This is a genomic window from Amycolatopsis melonis, from assembly GCF_040064235.1.
Classification (GTDB): Bacteria; Actinomycetota; Actinomycetes; order Mycobacteriales; family Pseudonocardiaceae; genus Amycolatopsis; species Amycolatopsis melonis.
On record NZ_JBDZYD010000015.1, the window covers coordinates 94061 to 116590 of the forward strand.

The 22530-nt window shown below is 72.3% G+C and carries 21 protein-coding genes and 1 pseudogene; 9 read left to right on the forward strand and 13 right to left on the reverse strand.

What is annotated here, in order from left to right:
* Positions 1-9: 9 nt before the first annotated feature.
* Both ABJI51_RS35150 and ABJI51_RS35155 read right to left on the reverse strand, forming a co-directional pair.
* A complete protein-coding gene (locus ABJI51_RS35150; RefSeq protein ID WP_348955408.1) occupies positions 10-513 on the reverse strand; it encodes a metallophosphoesterase family protein in 504 nt (167 codons plus the stop codon).
* On the reverse strand, positions 510-1163 hold the full coding sequence (locus tag ABJI51_RS35155; RefSeq protein WP_348955409.1) for a GntR family transcriptional regulator: 654 nt from the start codon (positions 1161-1163) through the stop codon (positions 510-512). Before ABJI51_RS35155 ends, ABJI51_RS35150 begins: the two co-directional genes overlap by 4 nt.
* Before the next feature lie 77 nt (positions 1164-1240).
* On the opposite strand from ABJI51_RS35155, the gene araD reads away from it, so the two are divergent.
* The 3 genes from araD (at position 1241) to ABJI51_RS35170 (ending at position 6114) form a co-directional block, all read left to right on the forward strand.
* A complete protein-coding gene (gene araD, locus ABJI51_RS35160; protein ID WP_348955410.1) occupies positions 1241-2953 on the forward strand; it encodes an L-arabinonate dehydratase in 1713 nt (570 codons plus the stop codon).
* 121 nt (positions 2954-3074) lie between these two features.
* On the forward strand, positions 3075-4859 hold the full coding sequence (locus ABJI51_RS35165; RefSeq protein ID WP_348955411.1) for a VanW family protein: 1785 nt from the start codon (positions 3075-3077) through the stop codon (positions 4857-4859).
* Positions 4860-4914: 55 nt separating this feature from the next.
* On the forward strand, positions 4915-6114 hold the full coding sequence (locus ABJI51_RS35170) for an MFS transporter (protein ID WP_348955412.1): 1200 nt from the start codon (positions 4915-4917) through the stop codon (positions 6112-6114).
* Between the two features lie 35 nt (positions 6115-6149).
* Here ABJI51_RS35170 and ABJI51_RS35175 read toward each other — a convergent pair whose 3' ends face one another.
* Positions 6150-6539 (reverse strand): hypothetical protein, encoded by a 390-nt coding sequence (locus ABJI51_RS35175; RefSeq protein ID WP_348955413.1) that lies wholly within the window; start codon positions 6537-6539, stop codon positions 6150-6152.
* Positions 6540-6746: 207 nt separating this feature from the next.
* On the opposite strand from ABJI51_RS35175, the gene ABJI51_RS35180 reads away from it, so the two are divergent.
* Positions 6747-8021: a diguanylate cyclase gene (locus tag ABJI51_RS35180; protein ID WP_348955414.1), complete on the forward strand. Its 1275-nt coding sequence runs from the start codon at positions 6747-6749 to the stop codon at positions 8019-8021.
* 44 nt (positions 8022-8065) lie between these two features.
* Here ABJI51_RS35180 and ABJI51_RS35185 read toward each other — a convergent pair whose 3' ends face one another.
* Positions 8066-9418: a TrpB-like pyridoxal phosphate-dependent enzyme gene (locus ABJI51_RS35185; RefSeq protein ID WP_348955415.1), complete on the reverse strand. Its 1353-nt coding sequence runs from the start codon at positions 9416-9418 to the stop codon at positions 8066-8068.
* A 92-nt stretch (positions 9419-9510) separates the two neighbouring features.
* Here ABJI51_RS35185 and ABJI51_RS35190 point away from each other — a divergent pair.
* Positions 9511-10190: pseudogene (locus ABJI51_RS35190) on the forward strand (dienelactone hydrolase family protein).
* On the opposite strand, the gene ABJI51_RS35195 reads toward ABJI51_RS35190, so the two are convergent.
* Complete coding sequence (locus tag ABJI51_RS35195) at positions 10177-10983, reverse strand: alpha/beta fold hydrolase (RefSeq protein WP_348955416.1); 807 nt, start codon at positions 10981-10983, stop codon at positions 10177-10179. The pseudogene ABJI51_RS35190 and the gene ABJI51_RS35195 overlap by 14 nt on opposite strands.
* A 196-nt stretch (positions 10984-11179) precedes the next feature.
* Between ABJI51_RS35195 and ABJI51_RS35200 the strand changes: the two genes are divergently transcribed.
* Together ABJI51_RS35200 and ABJI51_RS35205 are read left to right on the forward strand one after the other, a co-directional pair.
* Entirely contained in the window at positions 11180-11701 is a 522-nt protein-coding gene (locus ABJI51_RS35200) for a DUF3313 domain-containing protein (protein ID WP_348955417.1), read from the forward strand.
* Positions 11702-11707: 6 nt separating this feature from the next.
* On the forward strand, positions 11708-12736 hold the full coding sequence (locus tag ABJI51_RS35205) for a hypothetical protein (protein WP_348955418.1): 1029 nt from the start codon (positions 11708-11710) through the stop codon (positions 12734-12736).
* Positions 12737-12739: 3 nt separating this feature from the next.
* On the opposite strand, the gene ABJI51_RS35210 is transcribed toward ABJI51_RS35205, so the two are convergent.
* Positions 12740-13306: a CGNR zinc finger domain-containing protein gene (locus tag ABJI51_RS35210; RefSeq protein WP_348955419.1), complete on the reverse strand. Its 567-nt coding sequence runs from the start codon at positions 13304-13306 to the stop codon at positions 12740-12742.
* A gap of 93 nt (positions 13307-13399) precedes the next feature.
* Here ABJI51_RS35210 and ABJI51_RS35215 point away from each other — a divergent pair, with 93 nt between their 5' ends.
* Positions 13400-14617: an epoxide hydrolase family protein gene (locus ABJI51_RS35215; protein WP_348955420.1), complete on the forward strand. Its 1218-nt coding sequence runs from the start codon at positions 13400-13402 to the stop codon at positions 14615-14617.
* Here the strand turns inward: ABJI51_RS35215 and ABJI51_RS35220 are convergent.
* A complete protein-coding gene (locus tag ABJI51_RS35220; protein ID WP_348955421.1) occupies positions 14559-15644 on the reverse strand; it encodes a DUF5937 family protein in 1086 nt (361 codons plus the stop codon). The genes ABJI51_RS35215 and ABJI51_RS35220 overlap by 59 nt on opposite strands.
* A 283-nt stretch (positions 15645-15927) precedes the next feature.
* Here ABJI51_RS35220 and ABJI51_RS35225 point away from each other — a divergent pair, with 283 nt between their 5' ends.
* Positions 15928-17382 carry a non-reducing end alpha-L-arabinofuranosidase family hydrolase gene (locus ABJI51_RS35225; RefSeq protein WP_348955422.1) on the forward strand — a complete coding sequence of 485 codons (1455 nt, stop codon included), beginning with the start codon at positions 15928-15930 and terminating at the stop codon, positions 17380-17382.
* A 38-nt stretch (positions 17383-17420) separates the two neighbouring features.
* Here the strand turns inward: ABJI51_RS35225 and ABJI51_RS35230 are convergent, their stop codons facing one another.
* The 6 genes from ABJI51_RS35230 to ABJI51_RS35255 all read right to left on the reverse strand — a co-directional run bounded on the left by ABJI51_RS35230 (position 17421) and on the right by ABJI51_RS35255 (position 22529).
* The gene (locus ABJI51_RS35230) at positions 17421-18065 is read right to left on the reverse strand and encodes a hypothetical protein (protein WP_348955423.1); all 645 of its coding nucleotides are present in this window, start codon (positions 18063-18065) and stop codon (positions 17421-17423) included.
* A complete protein-coding gene (locus ABJI51_RS35235) occupies positions 18055-18384 on the reverse strand; it encodes a hypothetical protein (RefSeq protein WP_348955424.1) in 330 nt (109 codons plus the stop codon). Before ABJI51_RS35235 ends, ABJI51_RS35230 begins: the two co-directional genes overlap by 11 nt.
* Before the next feature lie 67 nt (positions 18385-18451).
* Positions 18452-18790 (reverse strand): hypothetical protein, encoded by a 339-nt coding sequence (locus ABJI51_RS35240; protein ID WP_348955425.1) that lies wholly within the window; start codon positions 18788-18790, stop codon positions 18452-18454.
* A gap of 51 nt (positions 18791-18841) precedes the next feature.
* On the reverse strand, positions 18842-20038 hold the full coding sequence (locus ABJI51_RS35245; RefSeq protein WP_348955426.1) for a vWA domain-containing protein: 1197 nt from the start codon (positions 20036-20038) through the stop codon (positions 18842-18844).
* On the reverse strand, positions 20038-21210 hold the full coding sequence (locus ABJI51_RS35250; RefSeq protein WP_348955427.1) for an AAA family ATPase: 1173 nt from the start codon (positions 21208-21210) through the stop codon (positions 20038-20040). The genes ABJI51_RS35245 and ABJI51_RS35250 overlap by 1 nt, the downstream gene beginning before the upstream one ends.
* 41 nt (positions 21211-21251) lie before the next feature.
* Positions 21252-22529 (reverse strand): hypothetical protein, encoded by a 1278-nt coding sequence (locus ABJI51_RS35255; protein ID WP_348955428.1) that lies wholly within the window; start codon positions 22527-22529, stop codon positions 21252-21254.
* Between the last annotated feature and the right edge of the window lies 1 nt (position 22530).

Here is a 22530-nt window from a genome sequence, read left to right on the forward strand (position 1 = left end):
GGGACCTGTCTACCCCCTCGGGGGCAGTCGATGCAGCTCGACGCCGGTCAGCGTGCCGTTTTCGATCCGGCACGTCTGGTACGTGCAGTACGGCTGACGGCGGCGGTCGGTCGGCGAACCCGGGTTGAGCAGCCGCAGCCCGGCCGGGGTGACCGTGTCCCACGGGATGTGGCTGTGCCCGAAGACGAGCACGTCGGTGTCCGGGAACTGTGTGTCGCACCGCCGCTCGCGGCCCTGCTTGGCGCCGGTTTCGTGGATCACGGCCAGCCGGACGCCGTCCAGCTCCGCCCGCGCGATCTCCGGCAGCCGCGCCCGCAGCGGCGGGCCGTCGTTGTTGCCGTACACGCCGATCAGCCGCTTGCTGCGCGCCTCCAGCTCGTCGAGCAGGGCGACGTCGACCCAGTCGCCGGCGTGCACGACGACGTCGGCGGCCGCGACCTCCGCCCACACCTGCGCCGGCAGCTCGCGCGCCCGGGCGGGCAGGTGCGTGTCGGAGATCAGCAGCAGCTTCATCCGATGGCCTGCAGCACCCGGTCGAGGAACCCGCCGATGTGCTCCTTGAGCAGCGCCGCGGCGCCCTCGGCGTCGCCCTTCTTCGCCGCGGCGAGCACCGCCTTGTGCTCGGCCTGCTCCTTCTTCCAGCTGGGGCTGGCCTCCCAGCCGACGACGCTGATCAGCGCCGCGCGGTCCTTGAGGTCGTCGAGGATGCTGATCATCAGCGGGTTGCCGCAGCCGCGGTAGAGGGCGCGGTGGAACCGGCGGTTGAGCAGGCTCAGCGCGGCCTGGTCCTTGTCCGCGATCGCGGTGGCCGCCTCCTTGAGCGCCTCCGTCGCGTCGTCGAGCAGGGCCGGGTCACGCTGCTCGACCGTCCGCCGGACCGCCTCCGGTTCGAGGACCATCCGCACGTCGTAGACCGACTTCGCCAGCTCGGCGTCGACCTTCACCACCGAAGCGCCCTTGTACGGGCTGAACGTCACCAGGCCGGAGTTGGACAGCACCTTGAGCGCCTCGCGCACCGGCGTCTTCGACACGCCGAGCCGCGCGGCCAGCTCCGCTTCGACCAGCGGCTGGCCGGGCAGCAGCTCGCGGGTCAGGATGCCGCGGCGGATCTCCTCCAGGACCACTTCGGTCCGCGAGGCGGGCAGGCTGAACGTCCCGGTCATGGCGTGCTCCTCGGTCGGGCTCGGAGCCCATTGAACCAGGCCCCGCAGATCATATATCAGATGCCATACTGGATTCCATGAAGCGACCCGAGGAGCTTCGCAGCCACCGGTGGTACGGCGGCGGCGAACTGCGCAACTTCAGCCACCGCGCCCGCAGCCGCCAGCTCGGCTACAACCCCGAAGAGCACCTCGGCAAGCCCGTCATCGGCATTCTCAACACGTGGTCGGACATCAATCCGTGCCACATGCACCTGCGCGAACGCGCCGAGCAGGTCAAGCGCGGCGTGTGGCAGGCGGGCGGCTTCCCGCTGGAGTTCCCCGTCGCGACGCTGTCGGAGACCTACCAGAAGCCGACGCCGATGCTCTACCGCAACCTGCTGGCCATGGAGACCGAGGAGATCCTGCGGTCCTACCCGATCGACGGCGCGGTCCTGATGGGTGGCTGTGACAAGACCACCCCGGCGCTGCTGATGGGCGCGGCCAGCGCCGGCCTGCCCGCGATCTTCGTCCCGGCCGGGCCGATGCTGCGCGGGCACTGGCGCGACGAGGTCCTCGGCAGCGGCACCGACATGTGGAAGTACTGGGACGACCGGCGGGCCGGGCTGATCGGCGACGCGGAGCTGTCCGAACTGGAACGCGGGCTGGCCCGCTCCCCGGGGCACTGCATGACGATGGGGACGGCCTCGACCATGACCTCGGCCGCCGAAGTGCTCGGCCTGACCCTGCCGGGCGCCGCGTCGATCCCCGCGGTCGACTCGGCCCACCACCGGATGGCCGCGGCGAGCGGCGCGCGGATCGTCGGCATGGTGTGGGAGGACCTCACCATCACGCAGGTGCTGGACAAGCGCGCGTACGAAGACGCGATCACCACCGTGCTCGCCCTCGGCGGCTCGACCAACGCCGTGATCCACCTGATCGCGATGGCGGGCCGCAGCGGCATCCCGGTGTCCCTCGCCGACTTCGACACGATCGCCCGGCGCGTCCCGGTGCTGGCGAACATCCGGCCCGGCGGCGACTGGCTGATGGAGGACTTCTACTACGCGGGCGGCCTGCCCGGCCTGCTCTCCCGGCTGACCGACCTGCTCCACCCGGAGCGGCTCACCGTCACCGGCCGCACGCTGGGCGAGAACCTCGCGCAGGCACGCGTGCACAACGACGACGTCATCCGGCCGCGCGGCAACCCGGTCGCCGCCGAGGGCGGGGTGGCGGTCCTGCACGGAAACCTGGCGCCGTCGGGCGCGGTGATCAAGCACCTCGCCGCCGAGCCGCACCTGCTCACCCACACCGGCCCGGCGGTGGTGTTCGACAACTACGCGGACCTGAAGAAGCGTATCGAGAATCCGGCGATCACCGCGGACTCGGTCCTGGTGCTGCGTGGTTCCGGCCCGCTCGGCGGCCCCGGCATGCCGGAGTACGGGATGCTGCCGATCCCCGCGCACCTGCTCGAACAGGGTGTCCGCGACATGGTCCGGATCTCCGACGCGCGGATGAGCGGCACGAGCTACGGCGCGTGCGTGCTGCACGTGGCCCCCGAGTCGCATGTGGGCGGCCCGCTGGCGCTGGTCCGCGACGGCGACCTGATCACGCTGGACGTGCCGTCGCGGACCCTGCGGCTGGAGGTGTCCGATGCGGAGCTGGCGCGGCGGCGTGCGGAGTGGACACCGCCGGCGCCGCGGTTCGAGCGTGGGTATGGCGCGCTCTACAGCGAACACATCACCCAGGCCGACGAAGGCTGCGACTTCGGCTTCCTGGCCCGCGCGGGCCACAATCCGGAGCCCGACGCGGGGTGAGCTTCACCGATCCGTGACCGGTTCCTCCCCCGTTAGGGCGAGTGATCCGGCTTGTCCGGGTGCCCCGTACGCTGGGCCCCGTCACCGGCGCGACCCGGCGCCGCGTTGAAGGGGTGGAGAGTTGCCGTACGAACCGCGCTGGCCCGAGTCACACGGTGAGCAGACGGACGTCCTGCCGGTCGTCCGGCCCGAACCGGATCCGGCGGGCACACCCCCGAAGCGGCGGAACCTGCGCACGGCGGGCTGGATCGCGGGCGGCGTCTTCGGCCTGCTCGTCGCGATCTACGGCGTCGACCTGCTGGTCAGCCAGGGCAGCGTCCCGCGCGGGGTGACCGTGGCCGGTGTCGACGTCGGCGGCATGGACCGCGACGCCGCCGAGCAGGAGCTGCGCGGCCGGATCGAGCCGCGGCTCACGCGGCCGCTGGCCGTCACCGCGGGCGACGTCCAGGGCTCGCTCTCCCCGACGCTCGCCGGGCTGCACCTGGACTGGGCCCAGACCCTCGACCAGGCAGGCGAGCAGCCGCTGAACCCGTTCACGCGCCTGGCTTCGCTGTTCTCCAGCCGCGAGGTCGGCGTCGTCAGCCACGCCGAGGACGCCAAGCTCGCCGCCGCACTCGACGCGCTGCGCGGCCAGGTCGACCGCGATCCGGTCGAGGGCACCGTGAAGTTCGAGGGCGCGAACCCGGTCGCCGTGCCACCGAAGGCCGGGCAGAAGCTCGACGTCCCTGGCGCGACCGCCGCCGTCCTCGCGAACTGGGCGCACGGGCAGACCCTGGCGCTGCCGGTGACCAGCACGCCGGTGCGCACCACGCCCGAGGGCGTCCGGGCCGCGCTGGACGGGTTCGCGCGGCCCGCCGTCTCCGGCCCGCTGCTGGTCAAGGGCGAGGGCAAGAACGCCACCGTGCCGCCGGAGGCGATCGCCGCGGCCATCACCTTCGAGCCCGCCGAGGGCGGCGGGCTGACCCCGAAGATCGACAACGCCAAGATCGCCGAATCCGCCGGTCCGCAGCTGAAGTCCACCGAGAAGGAGGGCAAGGACGCGACCGTCGTCTTCGAAGGCGGCAAGCCCGCGGTCGACCCGTCCACCGACGGCCGGACCATCGACTGGGACCCCAGCCTCAAGCCGCTGCCCGACGTGCTGAAGAAGACCGACGGCCGCGAGGTGCCCGCGATCTACAAGGACAGCCCGGCGAAGGTCACCACCGAGCAGGCGAACCAGCTGGGCATCAAGGAGGTCGTCGGCGAGTTCACCACCGGCGGCTTCGCACCCGAGTCCGGCGTCAACATCCGCGTCGTCGCGCAGAAGGTCAACGGCGCGATCGTCAAGCCCGGGGAAACGTTCAGCCTCAACGGGTTCACCGGCCCGCGCGGCAAGGCGCAGGGATACGTCGAGGCAGGCGTGATCAAGGAGGGCGCGCCCGGCCGCGAGGTCGGCGGCGGCATCTCGCAGTTCGCGACCACGCTGTACAACGCGGCGTACTTCGCGGGCATGAAGGACGCCGGCCACAAGGAACACAGCTACTACATCAGCCGCTACCCCGCCGCGCGCGAGGCGACGGTGTTCCAGAACCCGGACGGCGCCAGCGTCATCGACCTCAAGTTCACCAACGACTCGCCGACCGGCATCGCGATCCAGACCATCTGGACGCCGTCGTCGATCACCGTGAAGCTGTGGGGCACCAAGCGCTACACCGTCGAGTCGATCCCCGGCGCCCAGGTCAACCAGACCGAACCGCAGGCAAAACCGGGCCCGGCGGAGAACTGCCACGCCTCGAACGGCGCGCCCGGGTTCACCACGACCGACACCCGCGTGATCAAGGACGCCGCGACCGGCCGCGAGATCAGCCGCTCGACCCGGACGGTCCACTACAACCCGCAGCCGAAAATCACCTGCGGCACCGAGTAAAGCACCTCCGAACGGCCGTTCACGGTGGGCGTCCGCGCCGGTACCGTGAGTGCCCATGACGGCACGGGCAGTCGGCTTCCGCGACGTCCTCGCGGTGACGGAGTTCCGCGCGCTGTTCTCGGCGCAGCTGGTCACGGTCACCGGTGACCAGCTGGCCAGGGTCGCGCTGTCGATCCTGGTGTACGACCGCACGAACTCGGCGGGCTGGGCCGCGCTGACGTACGCGCTGACGTTCCTGCCCGACCTCGTCGGCGGGCCGCTGCTGTCGGGGCTGGCCGACCGGCACCCGCCGCGGACGGTGATGATCGCCGCCGACGTCCTGCGCGCGGCCGCGGTGGCCGTCATGGCGCTGCCCGGCCTCCCGCTGCTCGCGGTGGCGGCCCTGCTGGTCGGCGTCCAGCTGGTCAACCCGGTGTGGAACTCGGCGCGGGCCGCGCTGCTGCCGCAGGTGCTGCCCGGCGAGACGTTCGTGCCGGGGATGGGCCTGCTGATGATGCTCGTGCAGGCGGGACAGGTCGCCGGGTTCGCGCTGGGCGGGCTGCTCGTGGCGGTCACCGGCACCGGCGGCGCCCTACTCGCGGACGCGGCCAGTTTCGCGGTGTCGGCGGCGTTCCTGTTCGGCGGGGTGCGGCCGCGGCCGCCGCGCGCCGACCCCGGGATCCGCTGGTGGCAGCACGTGCGCGCGGGCTGGACGGTGGTCGTCGGCGACCGGCGGCGGCTCGCGCTGGTCGCACTCGGGTGCGTGTCCGGGATCTACATCGCCGGCGAGGCGATCGCCGCGCCGTACGCCGCCGAACTGGGCGGCGGCGCGGTCGTGGTCGGCCTGCTGCTCGGGACGTTCGCGCTGGGCAACGTCCTCGGGATGGCCGCGCTGTCGCGGATCCCGCCGTCCCGGCGGGCGCGGCTGCTCGGCCCGCTGGCCGTGCTGGCGTGCGCGGCGCTGCTGGGCTGCGCGCTGCGGCCGAACCTCGAAGGGACGCTGACGCTGTTCACGCTGTGCGGGGTGGCCAGTGCGTACAACCTCGTCGCGAACACGACGTTCGTGCAGCTGACGCCGGACGCCCAGCGGGCGCAGGCGTTCGGCTTCGCGCTGACCGCGCTCCGGGTGTCGCAGGGCGTGGGCGTGGTGCTCGCCGGGCTGGCGGCCGAACGCTTCGCCCCGCACGGTGTCGTCGCGGCCGCGGGCGCGATCGGCGTCGGGGCCGCGCTGGGCGCGACCGTGTTGTGGCGGCGGGCGCAACCGGACTCCCGGTGACCGGCATCGTCGCGACGCCGGTCACCGGGCACCGGTCAGGACCGCGTCCAGTCGGTCGGGATCTGCCGCGGGGTCCAGTCCGTCGGCATCTCGCGGACGGTCCAGTCCGTCGGGCACTGTGGCAGCGGTCCGGCGACGCCGGGACGGGTCCACTCGGTCGGCATCTCGCGGGGGGTCCAGTCGGTGGGGGCCTGCCGCGGGGTCCAGTCGGTCGGGCACTGCGGCAGCGGTCCGGCGACGCCGGGGCGGGTCCACTCGGTCGGCATCTCGCGGGCGGTCCAGTCGGTGGGGATCTGCCGCGGGGTCCAGTCGGTGGGGATCGCGCGGGTCCAGTCGGTCGGCAGCTGCCGGGTCCAGTCGGTGGGCCGCTGCGCGCGGCGGCGGCGGGACGGGACGGCGGTGCCGGTGGGCAGGAAGTGCGTCATGATTTCTCCTGTTCCTAACGGGTTGGCACGGTGGGTGACCGGACCGTAGCCTGACCGGCCTAGTGACACACCGCGTTCATTCGATTACAGTGACGAATTCCGCGAAGAGTTTCCGTTCCGGGAAGAGGGCGTTTCGTGGGATTGTCCGGGTCCCGAGGGCGAATGCCCAGCTCAGAACCTCCACGATCGGGTATCCGTACGTGGCCGATGTGGAAGCTGTCCGCTCCGGTGCTCGGCTACGTTCTCATTGTCGACGCACTGGCGCTGGTCGTGGTCTTCGCGACGGCGCGGCTGGTGCCGGTCACCACCCAGTCGCTGGCCTGGTGCGGCCTGATCCTGGCAGGCGAGATCGTGCATCTCGAAGCGGCGCAACGCATCGAGCGCATCCGCGAGCTGGCCGCCGACGGCCGTCCGCACATGCACCTGCAGTCGATCTGGATCTTCGCCGGGCTGCTCCTGCTGCCCCCGCCGCTCGCCACGCTGGTCATCGTCGTCAGTTACGCCCATTCCTGGGTCCGCGTCTACCAACGCCGCGGTGTCATTCACCGGAAAGTGTTCTCCGGCGCGACGGTGATCCTCGCCTGCGCCGCCGCGGGCGCCGTGCTGTGGACCGGCACCGGGCGGCTCGCGCCGTTCCTGCCGTCACTGGACGGCTTCGGCGGGATGACCGCGCTGCTGGCGTCCGGGATCGTCTACTTCGGCCTCAACTACGTGCTGGTCATCCTCGCGATCCTGATGAGCAACCCGGGCAAGCCGCCGCGGCAGGCGTTCGGCAACCCGTCCGACGTGCTGATCGTGCTGGCCGCGGTCGGCGTCGGCTGCGGCATCGCGCTGGTGATGACGGTCCGGCCGTGGCTGCTGCCGGTGCTCATGGTGACGCCGGTGGCGCTCCACATCGGCCTGCTGCTGCCGCAGTTCCAGGCGGCCGCGCGCACCGACTCCAAGACCGCGCTGCTGGCCCCGGAGTTCTGGGTCCAGCTGGCCCGCAGCGAGCTGGCCCGCGCCGCGGAGCTGTCCTCGACCGCGGGCGTGCTGATGATCGACATCGACCACTTCAAGGCCATCGACGACGGCAACGGCCACCTGGCGGGCGACGAGGTACTGCGCGCGGTGGCGGCGGCAATCCAGGGCTCGGTCCGCGGCGGCGACTACGTCGGCCGCTTCGGCGGCGACGAGTTCGTGGTCCTCCTCCCGGGCGCGACGACCACGGAGATCACGGCCATCGCCGACCGCATCCGCACGGCGATCGCCCGCGTCGAGGTCCCGGTCCCGGTGATCCGCCCGGGCAAGCCGGAGGTGATCGCCGGCCTGACGGCCTCGATCGGTGCGGCGGTCTACCCGGAAACGGCCACGGAGTACACGATCCTCCTGCAGGCAGCCGACGACGCGGTCTTCGAGGCCAAGGCAGGCGGCCGCGACCGCGTCGTCCTCGCCACGGCCCGCACGGAACTGACCCGCCCCGAAATCCCCGACGTCCTCTGACCTTCGCGCGCGCCTCCGGTCAGCGGTCGACCACTCGACGCTCCTTACGGCAGGGTCGCGAGGGAATCGGCCAGGGTCGCGTCGGACAGGTCGTCGTCCACCATGTCCCCGGCCAGGTAGGCGCCGTAGGCGGGCAGGTCGAGGTGCGCGTGGCCGCACAACGCCGTGAGGATCACCTTCTCCTCCCCGGTTTCCTTGCAGCGCAACGCTTCCCGGATGCAGGCCGCGAGCGCGTGGGTCGGCTCCGGTGCCGGGATGATGCCCTCCGCACGCGCGAACCGCACGCCCGCCGCGAAGCACTCCTGCTGGCCGATGGCCACCGCCTCGATCAGGCCCAGCTCGTAGATGTGCGAAATGAGCGGGGACATCCCGTGGTAGCGCAGGCCGCCCGCGTGGATCGGGTCGGGGATGAAGCCGTGGCCGAGCGTGTGCATCTTCAGCAACGGCGTCAGCCCGGCCGTGTCGCCGAAGTCGTAGGCGTACCTCCCGCGCGTCAGCGACGGGCACGCGGCCGGCTCGACCGCGCGGATCACCGGGTTCATCCGGCCGGCCAGCTTCTCGCGCAGGAACGGGAACGCGAGCCCGCCGAAGTTCGAGCCGCCGCCCGTGCAGCCGACCAGGACGTCCGGGGTGTCGCCGGCCAGCTCGAACTGCTTGAGCGCCTCCTCGCCGATGACCGTCTGGTGCAGCAGCACGTGGTTGAGCACACTGCCCAGCGCGTACCGCGTGTTCGGGTCCTGCGCCGCCTGCTCGACCGCCTCGCTGATCGCGATGCCGAGGCTGCCGGTCGAATCCGGGTGCTCGGCGAGGATCGCCTTGCCGGACTCGGTCAGCCCGGACGGGCTCGGGTGCACCGTCGCGCCGAACGTCTCCATCATCAGCTTGCGGTAGGGCTTCTGGTCGTAGGACGCCCGCACCTGCCAGACCTCGCACTCCAGCCCGAACTGCGCGCAGGCGAACGCGAGCGCGCTGCCCCACTGGCCGGCGCCGGTCTCGGTGGTCAGCCGCGTGACGCCTTCGGCCGCGTTGTAGAACGCCTGCGGCACAGCGGTGTTCGGCTTGTGCGAGCCGACCGGGCTGACGCCCTCGTACTTGTAGTAGATCCGGGCCGGGGTGCCCAGCGCCTTCTCCAGCCGGCGCGCGCGGAACAGCGGCGACGGGCGCCAGAGCCGGTAGACCTCCCGGACTTCCTCGGGAATGTCGACATAGCGCTCCGCGGTCACCTCCTGCGCGATGAGCGCCTGCGGGAACAGCGGGGCGAGGTCGTCCGGGCCGACGGGCTCGCGGGTGCCGGGGTGCAGCGGCGGCGGTGGCGGCTCGGGCAGGTCGGGGACGACGTTGTACCACCGGGCCGGGAGATCGGCTTCGTCCAGGACGTACTTGGTCTTCTCGGCCATCGGACCTCCTTGGTCGGCATCCTCAACGTAGGCCGCCATCGGCTCCGGAGCCAGTACGGTGACCGGGTGGAAACTGCGGAAAGGACGTACCGATGACCGTTCCCCTCCCGATCTGGCACCCGCCGTCCGGCCGCGGCCCGGGCCTGGTGGTGATCCAGGAGATCTTCGGCCTGGACGACTACCTGCGCTCGGTCGCCGCGGACCTCGCCGAGGCCGGGTATGTGGTGGTGGTTCCGGAGCTGTTCCACCGGATCGCGCCGGGCTGGTCGTCCACCCACGACGAAGAAGGCGTCGCCGCGTCGATGAAGGTGGCGTCCGGGTTCGATCCGGCGCAGGGGCTGGCCGACGTCCTGGCCGCCGTGGCGCACCTGCGGAGCCTGCCGTCGGTGACGGGCGGCGTCGGCGTGCTCGGCTTCTGCCTGGGCGGCTCACTGGCCTTCGTGGCGGCGGCCGAGGGCGACCCGGACACGGCGGTGTCGTTCTACGGCTCGACGGTGGCGGCATCGATCGCGGACCTCGGCCGGGTCACGTGCCCGATCCAGTTCCACTTCGGCGGCCAGGACCCGTACATCCCGCGTTCGGACGTGGCGGTGGTCGAGGCCGCGGTGGCCACGCACCCGGGCGCGGAGATCCACGTGCAGGAGGAGGCAGGCCACGCTTTCCACAACCACGTGGCCCCGATGTTCCACCACCCCGAAGCCGCGGCGCGGGCATGGAGCTGACCACGGACTTCCTGCGGCGAACGCTCCCGGCGGAGGTCACGCGGCCGTGAGGAACTCGCCGAGCACGCGAGCGATCCGGCCGGGAGCGTTCTCGGTCGGAATGTGAGCCGCCCCCGGGATGCGCACCAGCGTCGTGTGCGGCATCTCCGCGGCGAACTTCTCGGCGAACGTCACCCTCTCGAAGCGATCGTCCTCACCCCACACCAGCAGCTTCGGCACCGGGGACCGCTGCAGTGCCGGCACGAGGTCGAGCGTGTAGCGGCTTGCGGCCGCGCGTGCCATGGCCAGCCAGGAGCGGCGGGCCCGCGGCTCGGCCCACGGGTCCACGTACTCGGCCACCCGCTGCTCGGTCGCGGCGCCGGCCAGGTCCGTCGTCGCCGCCTGGCGGCGGGCGGCGAGGAAGTTCTCCTGGTCCGGCGGTGCGGCGAGCAGCCGGGCCACGTGGGGTGCCGGCCATGAGTCGTACAGGACCGAGTTGACCAGGGCCAGCCGGGAGACTTCCAGGCCGCCGCGCGCGAGGAGGTGCTGGGCCACCGCGCCGCCGATGTCGTGCCCGGCCACCGCGACCGGGCCGGACAGCCCAGCCGCGGCGGCGAACCGTGGCACCCACGCGGCCAGGGCCGGGACCGTCGCCGTCTCCGGGGTCAGCTCACCTCCCGAGCGGCCCATCCCGGGGAAGTCGACCGCCAGGGGACGCAGTCCCGCCGCCGCGAGGCCGTCGAGCACCGGCAGCCACACGCGGCTCCAGTACGTCCCGTGCAGCAACAGCACCGCCGGGCCGTCGCCGCCCGCGGTCAGGTAGCTGATCGGTTCGCCGTCGACCTCGATCGTCTTCCGCTCCATGGGGCCCACTGTGCCCCGGGGAACCGCGGGCTGCCGAGTGCCGGATCGGACACCTGGGGGTACATTCCGGCCATCGGCCGCGGAGGAAAATAACCGACCCGCTTTCCGAAATGGCAAAACAACGCTGTAACGGCATTCTTCCCGACGTCGATGTAGCAGGCATTCCGCATCTGCCCCCGACGCAAGGTTGACTCAGTTGAGCCGAGAAATGGTCTCCGCCAAGAATGGCCGGGTCGTCTTCGGGAGCGCCGTTTCCCAGCTCGCCGAGTCACTCAATCCGCTGGGGGCGGCCGCCCGTGCCGTCGCCGAGGTTTCGGCCTGTATCACCGAGATGGGCAGGCTCAAGGTGGAAAGCAAGCGGATCGACGCCGACAGCGGAGAGCGGCTGACCGCGCTGGCCGACCGCCGGGAAGCGGTCGGCGCGACACTGCGGGAAATGCGCAACAGCGGGAAACTGGCCGGGCTCAGCGCCCGCGGCCTGCTGGAATGCATCGGCAAGGAACAGCAGTTCCTCGTCCAGACCACTTCGTTCGACGAACAGCAGCTGCACGCGAATCTGGTCGAGGTCCTCGGCAAACTGCTGGTGAACGAAACCGCGTCGGGGCGGGCGGGGCTGAGCGACCACATCGACAAGGTGCTCAACGGTTCCGGGGCACCGGACGCCGGCCGCCCACGCGGCGGCAGGCAGCAGGGACGCGGCAACGGCCGCCGGAAGTAGGGCCGCGTGAGCCGCCGGAAGTCCGGCTGCGGTTTCTGGTTCCTGGCCTGGACGTTCGGGCTTCCGTTCGCTGCGGGCGCGGTCGCGGCGGTGGTGATGGCGCTGACCGCGCCGGTCATCGTGCCCTACCTGTTCACCGCGGAGCCCGCCCAGTTCGCCGAGCACCAGGCGGGCTGGTGGGGCTTTTTCGGCGCCGCCCCGTTCGTGGCTCTGCTGCTGGTTGCCCGCAGCGCTCCCAAAAGACGGCGGAGGCGGCGCCCGCCGACCACCCGGCAACGGTGGCTCGCGGTCCGGCGGCTGCTGGTCAAGGCCGGAGTCCTGCTGCTGGTCACCGACCTCACCGCGCTGGTCCTCCTGCTCAACGGCAACGTCGCCCACGGCCCGAACGCGGCCCAGCAGACGGCCGTCCTGTTCGGCGGCAGCGGGATTGCCGCCGCGGTCACGCTGTTCGCGCTGCGCCTGTGGGACCGGTGGTTCCCGCCCGGGGAGCGCGTCAAGCCGGTCAGCATGGCCGAAGTGCAGGCGGCCACGGTCAAGGCCGAGCAGACGCTGCAGAAGGTCCGCGCGAACAACGAGCACGTCAGCCGGCTGGCCGCGGCCGTCGAGCAGCAGCTGCAGTCGGCGAGGGCGACCCTCGACTTCGCGGGCCTGTGCGAGCTGCACTGGGAGTCGCGGGGCTGCGCCGACAACGCCTACCAGTACTACGACATGAGCCGCGACGTGGCGCGCGGCCTGTCCGGCATCGTCGTGCGTGCCCGGGCCACCGTGACCATGCGGGTGCGGACCGAGGTCGACCCGGTCACCGGACGGCGGCGGCGCCCGAACCGGGCGGCGATGACCGCCGCGGCCACGAGCCTGGCGCGGACCCGGGCGCGTATCGGCGACGAGGTGAGCCAGGGCCGGACGATGGTCCGGAACCTCAACCTCAGGACGGCCGACCTCAAGTACTCGATCAGGGACAACTGCGGTGCCCGCGGCCAGCGGTGGTACGAGGAGCTGGCGGCGCGGACCGAAGCCCGCCGCCAGGCCGCCTGACCGTCACTGCCCGCCGGCCGCCTTCCTGGCGTTGAAGCGGGCCTTCTTCTGCCGGTTTCCGCAGGTGTTCATGTCGCACCAGCGGCGGGTTCGGCTCTGGCTGGTGTCGAAGAACGCGGCCCGGCAGGTCGGGGACGCGCACAGGGCCAGCCTGCCGTCCCGTTCGCCGGAGACGATGTCGATCGCGTCGGCGGCGATCACGCCCAGCGCGTCCTCCACGCGGGCCGGCGAGCTGAGCTGCCACCGCCGTTCGCCTTCGGGCGTCAGGACGGCCGCGGCCCGCCCCTGGACGCTGCGGTCGTTGATGATCCGGACCGCGGACGCGGGCAGGGGGTCCCCCACCGCCGCCGCGGTCGCCACGGCGTGGATCGCTTCCCGCAGTTCCCGCGCGAGGTCCAGCTGGGCCGGCGTGCAGGACGCCACGCCGAGGCCGTAGATGGCCAGCCAGTCGACGAACCGCTGCGGCGTCGGAATGCGCTCCACCTCGGTGCCGTGCCGCTCCGACAGGGTCCCGGTGAAGCTGGTCGCCAGCACGCTGCCGAGGCGGAAGTCGGGGTGTCCGGCGGGCATGGAACCAGCTTAGCAGGTTGCTACCGGTCGCCCGGCCGTGTTAGAACCGTCTTAGCCGGTTCACCGACGACGACCAGGAGGCGGCGACATCCCATGAACCGTCCGACCAGCGACGTACACGAATTCCAGGCCCACGCATCCGACGCCGACCTCGAGGATCTGCGCGCCCGGTTGGCCGCGGCGCGGCTGCCGGAGCCCGAGACCGTCCGCGGCGCGCCGCCCGGGCCCGGCCGGTGGGCGCAGGGCGTTCCGCTCGCCGACCTCGCCGACGTCGTGGATTACTGGCGCACCGGCTACGACTGGCGGGCGTTCGAGGCGCGGCTCGACCGGATCGGCCAGTTCCGCACGACCATCGACGGGCTCGGCATCCACTTCCTGCACCGCCGGTCCCCGCGGGCGGACGCCACTCCCCTGCTCATGACGCACGGCTGGCCGGGCAGCGTCGCCGAATTCGCCGACGTCGTCGACGCGCTGGCCGATCCGGAAGACGCGGCCGCGCCGGCGTTCCACGTCGTGGCCCCGTCGCTGCCCGGCTTCGGATACAGCGACAAGCCGGCCACCACCGGGTGGGGCATCGAAAAGATCGCGGCCGCGTGGGTGGAATTGATGGAACGGCTGGGCTATTCCCGGTTCCTCGCCCACGGCGGCGACTGGGGTGGCGTGATCACCACCGTGCTCGGCGGCCGGTTCCCGGCGCACGTGCTCGGCATCCACACGACGACGGCGGAGGCACCGCCCGGGCTGCCGCTGGACGGGCTGACCGCGGCCGAGCGTGCCTGGGCCGAGCGGACCCGCGATTTCTGGCGCAACCGCGCGGCCTATGCGAAGCAGCAGGCCGCCCGGCCGCAGACCATCGGCTACTCGCTCGTCGACTCACCGGCCGGGCTGCTCGCCTGGATCCTGGACAAGTTCGCGGAATGGAGCGACACCGACGACAGCCCGTTCGAGACGATTTCCCGCGACCGGATTCTCGACGACGTCACCCTGTACTGGCTGACGCGGACCGGCGCGTCGGCGGCGCGGATCTATTACGAAAGCCACAGTTCGCTCGATCCCGAACTCCGGGTGGACGTTCCGGCGGCGGTGACCGTTTATCCGCGGGACATCGAATTGTGCCCGCGGCCATGGGCACAGGAACGGTTCCGCCAGATCGTCCGGTGGAACGTGCCGGAAACCGGCGGGCATTTCCCGTCGCTGGAAGTGCCGGAGTATTTCGTCCGGGATCTGCGGGAAGGTCTCGCGGCCGTGCTGCTCAGCGCAGGACGGCTGCCAGCAGGTCGGTCCCCAGCGCCGTCAGCGCGGGCAAGCTGACGCTGTAGCGGACGTAACGCCCCTCGCGCCGGGTCGTGAGCAGGCCCGCCCGCCGGAGGACGGCGAGGTGCCGCGAGACCTCCGGGGCGCTCAGCGCCCAGGCGTGGGCCAGTTCCCCGGTGGTGTGCGGGCCGCGGACCAGGGTGCGCAGCAGCCGCAGCCGGACCGGGTGCGCGAGTGCCTCCAGCCGCAGCGTGACCGTCTCCAGCGCCACCGGCTCGGCCGGGTCCGGCTCGGCGACGGGGTACTGCAGCACCGGCTGCCACCCGGGTGCGTGGACCGCCACCAGGTGCGGGCGGCCGAAGACGCTGGGCAGGAAGGTGACGCCGGCGCCCTGGGCGGCGGTCGCGTTGTCCTGCAGCTTGTCGACGACGATGCTGCGGCCGTCCGGCGCCAGGGAGACGGCGCCGGAGACCGACGCGAGCGCCGCCCCGGCGCCCTGGCGCTCGAGCAGGTCGTGCTTCCGGCGCAGGTCGGCGGCGAGCTGCCCGGCGACCCCCTTCCAGGCGGCGTCGAAGAAGGCGGCGGCGCACTCTTCGAGGGTCTGCCGCACCCGCGCCCGCACGGCCGCGGGGTCCGCGAGCAGCCGTTCGGCGAAGGCCTCTTGGAGCGCGCCGCGGGCCTGGGCGAGGTCCAGGGCCCGCTCGCGCGCCGCGGCGTCGGCGAGCGGGGACGGCGCGCCGAAGTGCACGCGGTTGCTGCCGCACGTGGTGACGAGCGCGGCGGTCACGTAGGTTTCGTCGTCGAGGCGGTCGACGTCGTCCAGCTCCTCGGCGAGTGTGGGCCGGGGCCGGGCAGGGACGAGGAAGTCGGCCCGCGAGGAACGCCAGAGGAACTCCGCCTCGCGGAGCCGTTCGGCCAGCTCGGGCCGCAGCCCGGCCCGGACGTCCGCGGCCCAGCCCGCCAGCTGCGGGTGATGGTCCGGCTCGGCGAGCACGTGCAGCATCGCGGTCAGCTCGGCCAGCGGGGACGCGGCGAACCGCAGCCTCTCCGGCGGCAGCCCGGTGATGTCGATCCTCAGCGTCACCCCGTCATTCTCGCCGCCCCGGCGGCGCGGCGGGCCGCGGCCCCATCGGTGTTCTCCGCAGCCGCGATTTCCTCGCGGCGAACACACGCTGTTGTCGAATGAATTCGACAACAGCGGCCCGCGATTCCACCCCGTTGACTGCGGCTGCCGGATTGGTTACATTTTCAACAGCTTGTCTCCATCCCCGAAATCAACCATCCCCGCTTTCTGCGGGACGAATTTTTCCGCAGACATGCATGTTAGCGCTAACACTCGTACGGCATCGACGCCGAAGGAGCACTGCATGAGGTCATTGAGTCAAGCCCCCCGCGCACTGATCGCCCTGCTGACGGCCGTCCTCGCGGCCACCGCGGCGGTCGTGCTCGACGCCGGCGCGGCGTCGGCGGCGACCGTCGACACGAATGCGTGGTACGTGCTGGTCAACCGCAACAGCGGCAAGGCGATGGACGTCGCCGGCGCGTCCACCGCCGACGGGACGGCGATCACCCAGTGGTCGCGGCACGACGGCGCCAACCAGCAGTGGCAGTTCGTCGCCTCCGGCAACGGCTACTACCGGCTGAAGTCGAAGAACTCCGGCAAGGTCCTCGACGTCGCCGGCTGGTCGACCGCCGACGGCGCGAAGGTCCAGCAGTGGACCGACCTCAACGGGACCAACCAGCAGTTCAGCCTCGCCGACTCCGACGGCGGCTACGTCCGGCTGCTCAACCGCAACAGCGGCAAGGCCGTGGAGGTCACCGGCGCGTCGACCGCCGACGGCGCGGCCGTCGTCCAGTACGGCGACTGGAAGGGCGCCAACCAGCAGTGGCAGCTCGTCCGGGTGGGGGACAGCAGCTCGTGCTCGCTGCCGTCGACGTACCGCTGGTCCTCGACCGGCCCGCTGGCGACCCCGAAGGCGGGCTGGCTCGCACTCAAGGACTTCAGCAACGTCGTCTACAACGGCAAGCACCTGGTCTACGGGTCGACGACCGACACGTCGGGCGCGTACGGCTCGATGAACTTCGGCACCTTCACGAACTGGTCCGACATGGCCTCGGCCAGCCAGAACAAGATGGACATCGGCACCGTCGCGCCCACGCTGCTCTACTTCGCCCCGAAGAACATCTGGGTGCTCGCCTACCAGTGGGGGCCGACCACGTTCAGCTACCGGACGACGAGCGACCCGACCAACGCGAACGGCTGGTCGGCACCGCAGCCGCTGTTCACCGGCCAGCTGCCCGAGGGCGGGGCGCTGGACCAGACCCTCATCGGTGACGGCCAGAACATGTACCTGTTCTTCGCCGGCGACAACGGCAACATCTACCGGGCGAGCATGCCGCTGGCGAACTTCCCGGGCAGTTTCGGCTCGAACTACACGACGATCATGAGCGACACGAGGGAGAACCTCTTCGAAGCGGTCGAGGTGTACAAGGTCCAGGGCCAGAACCAGTACCTGATGCTGGTCGAGGCGATGGGGAAGAACGGCCGGTACTTCCGCTCGTTCACCGCGTCCAGCCTCGGCGGCTCGTGGACCCCGCAGGCGGCCACGGAGAGCAACCCGTTCGCGGGCAAGGCCAACAGCGGCGCGACGTGGAGCAACGACATCAGCCACGGTGACCTGGTCCGGACCAACCCGGACCAGACCAAGACGGTCGACCCCTGCAACCTGCAGCTGCTCTACCAGGGGCGTGACCCGAGCTCCGACGGCACCGACTACAACCACCTGCCCTGGCGGCCGGCGGTGCTGACCCTGCAGCGCTGATCCCGGGCCGCCGCCCGCACCCGGTGCGGGCGGCGGCCCTATCCGGCGTCGCCGCGGGCCGTGCCAGGAAGGAACACCCGCGTCACCCGCCTGACCAGCTCGTCCTCGGACATCCCGACGTCGACCTCGATGACGGGCAGGCCGAGCCGCCGCGTTTCGCCGCGGAGCCGGTCGGTGAACATCCGGTCGCGTTCGAGCAGGTTCTGGCTGGCCCGCGCCGGATCACCGGTCCGGCGCGGGATGTCCCAGCCCCGGCGGTCGAACGCCGCCCGGCGGAACTCCGGGGTCGGCAGCAGCCACACGGCCTGGCCCGGCTCGGTGAGCAGCGGCTCGACCAGCGACGGCAGCAGCCGGAACCCCTCGGCGATGACGCCGGGTTCCGTAGGCAGGGCCGCCAGGTCCTCGACGATCAGCTCGAAACCTTCGCCCCGGAACCACGGGAACGTCTCGAGCATGGTTTCCGGAGACCGCCGCACCCAGCGTTCGTCCATGCTCATGTCCAGAAACCGGGCCAGATATGGCGCATCCGCACGCGAACTGCGGGCGACGTGACCCGCCATCGCGTCATCGGTCGAGTACACGCGCATGCCCCGCTCGGCGGCGAGGCGCCGGGCGACGGTCGTCTTGCCCGCGCCGCTCCCGCCGCCGATCCAGCGGACGTGCCGCAGGCGGTCAGTCGCCATCGAGATGCAGCTCGTGTGCCTCGCGCGCCGCACATTCCCGCGCCAGGCCGAGGACCCGCCGCAGGAGATCCTTCACCGCCCGGTCGCCCGCCGCGGCGCACTCGGCGTCCACCTCGGCGATGAACTGCGGCATGTCGGCCCTGGTCAGGACGAGCGAGCGGTAGGGATCCACCCGGCCGAGCATCGGCTGCCGGCTGGCGGCACACACCTGGGCGAACCGGTCCTGCGGATCCAGCACGACGTCCACCGGGTGCAGCCGGCGGCCCTTCGGGCTGGTGCCCCGCTGCCGCACCGCCATCAGCACGACGTCGACGCCCACGTCCGTCCCCGGTTCCCGGTGATCATTCCGAACCCCGAGCCTACCGCCGGGTCCGTGCCGCGGCGACCTAGGCGCGCTCGGCACCGTCGTGGAAGACCTCGCGGAGGACTCTCGCCGCGGCGTCGCCGTCCAGCCAGCGCAGCCCGAACTGCTCGCCGTACCAGTCGAGCCGGGCCGCCGCGAGTTCCTCCTGGGCGCTCGCGGTCCCCGGATCGGCACGGTCCTCGTACCGCCAGTGATCCGGCTCCCCCGGGTCGGGCCGCGCGAAAACCATGTCGACGTAAGTGATCCGGCTCGTGACCATCTCCGGAACGGTGACGTGGAGGTAGCCTGCGAACCGGGTCCCGCCGAGGACCTCGGCGATCCGGCCGTCGAACGCGAAGCCGTCCGTCGTGTGCTGCGTCATCGTCACCTTTCTCGCGGCCCGACAGTAACTCCCTCGCCGTGGCGTCGTGGCTCAGCCCACCGTCACCACCCGTGCCCAGTCCGGAGGCCTGTCCCGCCGGTAACGCGGGTCGTCCTCGTCCACCGGACGGGCGAACAGCCCCACGACCGTCCGCGCCGGCGGTCTCGCCTCGGGCCAAGGGGTCTGGCCATCGGTCAGCGCCACGAGCACGTCCGGGCGGGGACTGCTGCGCACCGCTTCGGCGAAGCCCGTGCGCAGATCCGTGCCGCCGCCACCCACCAGCGGGATTCCCTCGGCGCGGCACAGCTGGTGCGTGACGTGCGCGGCGGCGTCGCAGGGAAGCACCGAAACCAGATCACGGCGGCCGCCGACCGCTCGGACGATGGCGGCCGTCTCGAGGAGGGCGCTGCCCAGCTCGGTGTCGCTCACCGAGCCGGAGGTGTCGACGATCACGCGGACGCGGGGCGGGCGGCGTCGCAGGCTCGGCAGGACGACTCCGGGCAGGCCCGCCGATCTGCGGGACGGCCTGCCGTAGGTGTAGTCCTCGCCGGCGCCGGACATCGCCGACCGCAGCGCCGCACCCAGCAGCTCGCGCCACGGCTGCGGCGGATGGAAGGCCTCCTCCGCCCAGCGCCGCCAGCCCAGCGGGACGTCGCCCGGCTGCCCGGTGATGCCTTCGGCGACCCGGAACCGGACCGCGTCCCGTTCCTGCGCGCTGAGCCCGTGCGCGCCGTCCTCGCCGAGGTCCCAGTCGCGCCGGAGCCCGTCGGCGCCGCTGCCGCAGTCCAGCCAGGCGAAGCCGTCGGTGCCGGGCCCGAGCCGGAACTGACGCAGGTAGTCCTCCATCAGCTGTCCCCCGCGCAGCCTGAGCAGCGCCGGGTGGACCGCGTCCCGGGGCCGGGGCAGCCCGTCGTCGAACACGTCGTCGTTGATTTCGCAGTCCGCCGCGATGTTCATCCGCAGCCGCTCCCCCGGTCCGGACAGCCCGTGCGCCGCGGCGAACCGGTCGCTGCGCCCGTGATGGTCGCGCAGCAGGTGGGACACCTCGTGCACCCAGACCCCGGCCAGCTCCGGCAGCGGCGTTCGGTCCACAAAGGACGGTGAGACGTAACACCGCCAGTGCCGGTCCACGGCCATCGTCGGGACACGCGGCGATGCCACGGTGTGCAGGGCGAACAACGCCGTCGCCAGGTACGGCCGGTGCCGCACCGCGTACAGCCGGGCGGCGAAGAGCTTCTCCTCGTCCATCAGGACGCCACCGGTTCGGCCCGCCGCGCCACCGCCACCGCGCCGGACAGCCGGTCGATCGCCGACGGCACCGGCCAGTCGTCGCGGCGCAGCGCGGCGAGCGTGGCCGCCGGGACGACGACCAGGTCCGGTGCGCCGGTTTCCAGCGCCCGCACGAGCAGCGACCACGCCGCGTCCCACCGGGACCGCTCCGGCTGACGGCGCACCGCCTCCACGACGCCGTCGAGCACGGTCTGGCGCAGGTCGCCGCGCTCGGGCAGGACCGCCGCCTGCGGGTCGGCGAGCAGCGTCTCCGGATCCGGCAGGTCCATCCGGTCCATCGCGGCCAGCAGTTCCAGGCCCGGCCCGTCGCCGACCGTGCCGCGCACCAGCAGGGACAGCACGTCCCGGGAGGTGTCCGCCGCGGTCGCGAACGCAACCAGCCGCAGGGCCATCTCCCAGCTGCGGGGCGACGGCCAGGGACCGCCGCGGCGTGCTTCGGTCGCCGGGAGCCGGTGCACGAGACCCGGCCGGGCGGTCAGCAGGCCGCACACCGTGCGGCGGGCGAACGTCACCGCGCCGGGCAGCCGGTCCGGGTCCAGCCGGGGCAGTGTCGCCTTCGGCCACGTCCCGCCCAGTCCCCGCACGACGACGTCGTGGTCGTGTGTCCACTGTAGATGGACGAACCGGTTCGCCAGCGGCGGGCTCAGTTCCCAGCCGTCGGCCGCGGAGGAACGCGGATTGGCCGCGGCCACGATCCGGATCCCCGGCGGCAGCCGCAGGGCGCCGACCCGCCGTTCGAGCACGACGCGCAGCAGCGCGGCCTGGACGGCAGGCGGCGCGGTGGACAGCTCGTCCAGGAACAGCAGCCCGCGGCCGGTCCTGGCCAGGCGCACGGCCCAGTCCGGCGGGGCCATCGGGACGCCCTGCTCCGCCGGATCGTCGCCGACCACCGGCAGCCCGGCGAAGTCGGACGGCTCGTGCACGCTCGCGATCACCGTGGTCAGCGGCAGGTCGAGGGCCTCCGCGAGCCGGTTCAGCGCCGCGGTCTTGCCGATGCCCGGCTCGCCCCACAGCAGCACCGGAAGATCGGCGGACACGGCCAGCGTCAGGGCCGCCAGCTGGTCGTCGGCACGCGGCTCGGTGGTCGTTTCGTGCAGCAGGGCGAGCAGGTCGGCGGCGACGTCAAGCATGACAGAAGACAGTTTCGATCACCTCGGGGTCGGGTCAGGGGTCAGCGAAGGGTTGCGTGGCGCGGGCGTGCCCGCAGGCCGCGACGGCGACTGTCGCGTGTGGACGGTGCAGGCGCGGTGCCCGCCAGCCCGGACCGGTACAGGCCGTGCGCGACCCGGCGGCGTACCGCCCGTTCCAGTTCGTCGCGCAAGGAGCCGTTGCGCAGCAAGGCATCCGGGCCGAGCAGCGCTTCGACGGCGGCGAGGGCACCGTCGGTGTCACCGTGGTCCAGCCGGGCCCGCACGTCCGGCAGATTCGCCGGCTGCCGGTGCGCCTCGTCGATCGCCCGCAGGCAGGGCAGTTCGGTGCCGCCGAACGCGCCGAGCAGCTGCTCGCGCCGGATCTCGCCGGGGTCGTGGTCCAGCGGTGCGAGCACCCCGTCCACCACGCCGATCCGGTGCGTGGCACCTCGGCATTCGACGAGACGCGAAACCGTTGGGCCAGCAGGGTTTTTGTCGCACCGGTCGAGTTGCAGCGCTGCCGCGACGAGCGGGTGCAGCCGACCGGCGTCGATCAGCCCGGCGTGGAGCAGCTGCAAGTCGGGCAGGACCCAGGTCGCGGCGTCGGGCAGGACCGGCAGCGCGCGGCCGCCGATCACCGCACCGGGTGTGCCCAGGTGCAGGACCAGCCGATGTCGGCGGGTGAGCCGCACGGTGACGGCGTCGCCGTCACATCCGTCCGCACGCAACAAAAGTGCCGCCTCGGCCTGCCAGCGGTCCACAGCGCACGGACCCCGTCGGGAGCCGGACCGCTCCCGCAGTTCCCCGGTTCTGCGTGCGTCCCACAGGTGACGGTGCAGATCGAGGCGGTACCGCCGATCGGGCCGAGGATGCGGATGCCGCGCCGCCGCGGGTTCGCGCCGCGACGGCGTCCACAGAGTGAGGCTGATCCGCTGACCGGCGTCCGCCCACGCCGGCGGCGTCCGGGCGACGAGGTGGGCTTCGTCGCCGTCCGCCGGGCGGTACCGGGCCAGGGAGACGGTGAGCCCCGGCCGCAGCAGGCCGTCGGGAGCGATTCTGGGAAAATGCCAGCGAAGCAGGTCGGGAGCGAGATGTCGCAGATCGGCGCGGACCTGCGCGGCCAGCTCACTGCCGCGGGCACACCGCACGGCTCGCAGGTCCAGCTCAACGTCGACCCGCGCGGCAGCACAGGCCCCGGCCCAGTCCCCCACCACCCGGCGAGCGGTCGCGGATTCGATCATCGACGGCGGCACGGCGAACTTGCGCACGCGCGCCCAGAGAAGCAGACGGGATTCTTCGTTCGCGGTGAAGGAGTGCATC

What these genes read in the sequence shown, in the direction of transcription:
- ABJI51_RS35170 (WP_348955412.1), top strand. Translation starts at nt 4,915, where the DNA reads ATGACGGCACGGGCAGTCGGCTTCCGCGACGTCCTCGCGGTGACGGAG.
- ABJI51_RS35240 (WP_348955425.1), bottom strand. Translation starts at nt 18,790, where the DNA reads ATGACGCAGCACACGACGGACGGCTTCGCGTTCGACGGCCGGATCGCC.
- ABJI51_RS35215 (WP_348955420.1), top strand. Translation starts at nt 13,400, where the DNA reads ATGAACCGTCCGACCAGCGACGTACACGAATTCCAGGCCCACGCATCC.
- ABJI51_RS35250 (WP_348955427.1), bottom strand. Translation starts at nt 21,210, where the DNA reads ATGCTTGACGTCGCCGCCGACCTGCTCGCCCTGCTGCACGAAACGACC.
- ABJI51_RS35230 (WP_348955423.1), bottom strand. Translation starts at nt 18,065, where the DNA reads ATGGCGACTGACCGCCTGCGGCACGTCCGCTGGATCGGCGGCGGGAGC.
- ABJI51_RS35175 (WP_348955413.1), bottom strand. Translation starts at nt 6,539, where the DNA reads ATGACGCACTTCCTGCCCACCGGCACCGCCGTCCCGTCCCGCCGCCGC.
- ABJI51_RS35155 (WP_348955409.1), bottom strand. Translation starts at nt 1,163, where the DNA reads ATGACCGGGACGTTCAGCCTGCCCGCCTCGCGGACCGAAGTGGTCCTG.
- ABJI51_RS35225 (WP_348955422.1), top strand. Translation starts at nt 15,928, where the DNA reads ATGAGGTCATTGAGTCAAGCCCCCCGCGCACTGATCGCCCTGCTGACG.
- ABJI51_RS35210 (WP_348955419.1), bottom strand. Translation starts at nt 13,306, where the DNA reads ATGCCCGCCGGACACCCCGACTTCCGCCTCGGCAGCGTGCTGGCGACC.
- ABJI51_RS35185 (WP_348955415.1), bottom strand. Translation starts at nt 9,418, where the DNA reads ATGGCCGAGAAGACCAAGTACGTCCTGGACGAAGCCGATCTCCCGGCC.
- ABJI51_RS35150 (WP_348955408.1), bottom strand. Translation starts at nt 513, where the DNA reads ATGAAGCTGCTGCTGATCTCCGACACGCACCTGCCCGCCCGGGCGCGC.
- ABJI51_RS35245 (WP_348955426.1), bottom strand. Translation starts at nt 20,038, where the DNA reads ATGGACGAGGAGAAGCTCTTCGCCGCCCGGCTGTACGCGGTGCGGCAC.
- ABJI51_RS35195 (WP_348955416.1), bottom strand. Translation starts at nt 10,983, where the DNA reads ATGGAGCGGAAGACGATCGAGGTCGACGGCGAACCGATCAGCTACCTG.
- araD (WP_348955410.1), top strand. Translation starts at nt 1,241, where the DNA reads ATGAAGCGACCCGAGGAGCTTCGCAGCCACCGGTGGTACGGCGGCGGC.
- ABJI51_RS35180 (WP_348955414.1), top strand. Translation starts at nt 6,747, where the DNA reads ATGTGGAAGCTGTCCGCTCCGGTGCTCGGCTACGTTCTCATTGTCGAC.
- ABJI51_RS35255 (WP_348955428.1), bottom strand. Translation starts at nt 22,529, where the DNA reads ATGCACTCCTTCACCGCGAACGAAGAATCCCGTCTGCTTCTCTGGGCG.